A 1,194-nucleotide genomic window follows, 5' to 3' on the forward strand; every position below is an offset into this window, starting at 1 on the left:
CACACGTTCTGGTACCCCGCCGTCGGGTGCTGGGTCCGGCTGGGGGAGCGCAGTTCCCCACGCCCCTGAATGGTTACCCCGCAAAGCTTGGGCCCTGCTCCCCCAAGCTCTTCGAGCAGGGGGTACCCCCAGGCGCAGGGTGGGCAAGCGCAGCCCCTGAGAGGGCTACGCCTCCACGGGTGCAGCGGTCCCCACCAGCGGCGCGACCTCGCGGGTGACCTTGCGCTCGACGAAGAAGGCCGCGGTGGGCACGGTGCCCGCCAGCAGCACCCAGATCTGCTTGCCCAGCGGCCACTTCGCCTTCTGGCCGAGGTCGAAGGCGAAGATCAGGTAGAGGATGTAGAGCCAGCCGTGTGCGATCCCGACCACGCTGGTGAAGCCCTCGGCACCGTCCATACCCAGCAGATACTTGCCGATCATGCCGAGCGTCAGCAGGACGAGGAGCACGGCGGTGACGTACGCCATGACGCGGTAGCGGGTCAGCACGCTTCGTTTCATGAAAACGAGCGTAACCGCCGCTTCGGTGCGACCTTTCACCACCCTGCGGCCCCCACCGCCGGCACGCTCAGCGGCCGGGGCCCTCGGTGAAGTCCCCGGCCGCCACCCGCAGCGGGCGCAGCAGGTCGAAGATCTCGTCGAGCTGCTCGGTCCCGTAGGCGCCGAGCCCGAAGTCCATGGCCATCAGGTCCTCGGTGGCCGCGTCGCACACCTCGCGGCCCTTGTCCGTGATCGCCGCGAGGGTGCCCCGGCCGTCGTTGGGGTTGGGCCGCTTCTCCACGAAGCCCGCCGCCTGCAGCCGGTCGACGGTGTTGGTCACCGAGGTGGGATGCACCATCAGCCGCTCGCCGATCTTGGACATGGGCAGCTCCCCCTTCTGCGAGAAGGTGAGCAGCACCAGCGCCTCGTACCGTGCGAACGTCAGCCCGTACGGCTTGAGCACCGCGTCGACCTCGGACAGCAGGATCTGAAGGGCGCGCATGATCGAGGTGATCGCGGCCATGGACGGCACCGAGCCCCATCGCTGCTTCCAGTGCTCATCGGCACGGGCGATCGGGTCGAACGACAGACTGAGCGGCTTGGGCACCCTAAGACCCTACCGGCCGGTCAGGTGCCGGTCTAAGCCGTCCCGCTCCGCGGGCGCTCCGCACCGGGCCGGGCGCCTCCCGCCGCGCCGCTCAGTCCTCGCCCAGATAC

2 protein-coding genes are annotated in these 1,194 nt (G+C 69.3%); both read right to left on the minus strand.

All coding sequences use genetic code 11. The features are described 5' to 3' along the window. Window positions 1-165 precede the first annotated feature (165 nt). Complete coding sequence (locus ACFXIV_RS48125) at window positions 166-498, minus strand: DUF3817 domain-containing protein (protein WP_209210914.1); 333 nt, start codon at window positions 496-498, stop codon at window positions 166-168. A gap of 67 nt (window positions 499-565) precedes the next feature. Further along, window positions 566-1,084: a MarR family winged helix-turn-helix transcriptional regulator gene (locus tag ACFXIV_RS48130; RefSeq protein ID WP_379421565.1), complete on the minus strand. Its 519-nt coding sequence runs from the start codon at window positions 1,082-1,084 to the stop codon at window positions 566-568. Window positions 1,085-1,194: the final 110 nt, after the last annotated feature.

The sequence above is a fragment of the Nocardia sp. NPDC059236 genome (assembly GCF_042754085.1).
In the GTDB taxonomy this organism is placed as follows: domain Bacteria; phylum Actinomycetota; class Actinomycetes; order Mycobacteriales; family Mycobacteriaceae; genus Nocardia.

Coding starts and splice junctions, on each gene's coding strand:
- ACFXIV_RS48125 (WP_209210914.1), bottom strand. CDS start 498: ATGAAACGAAGCGTGCTGACCCGCTACCGCGTCATGGCGTACGTCACC.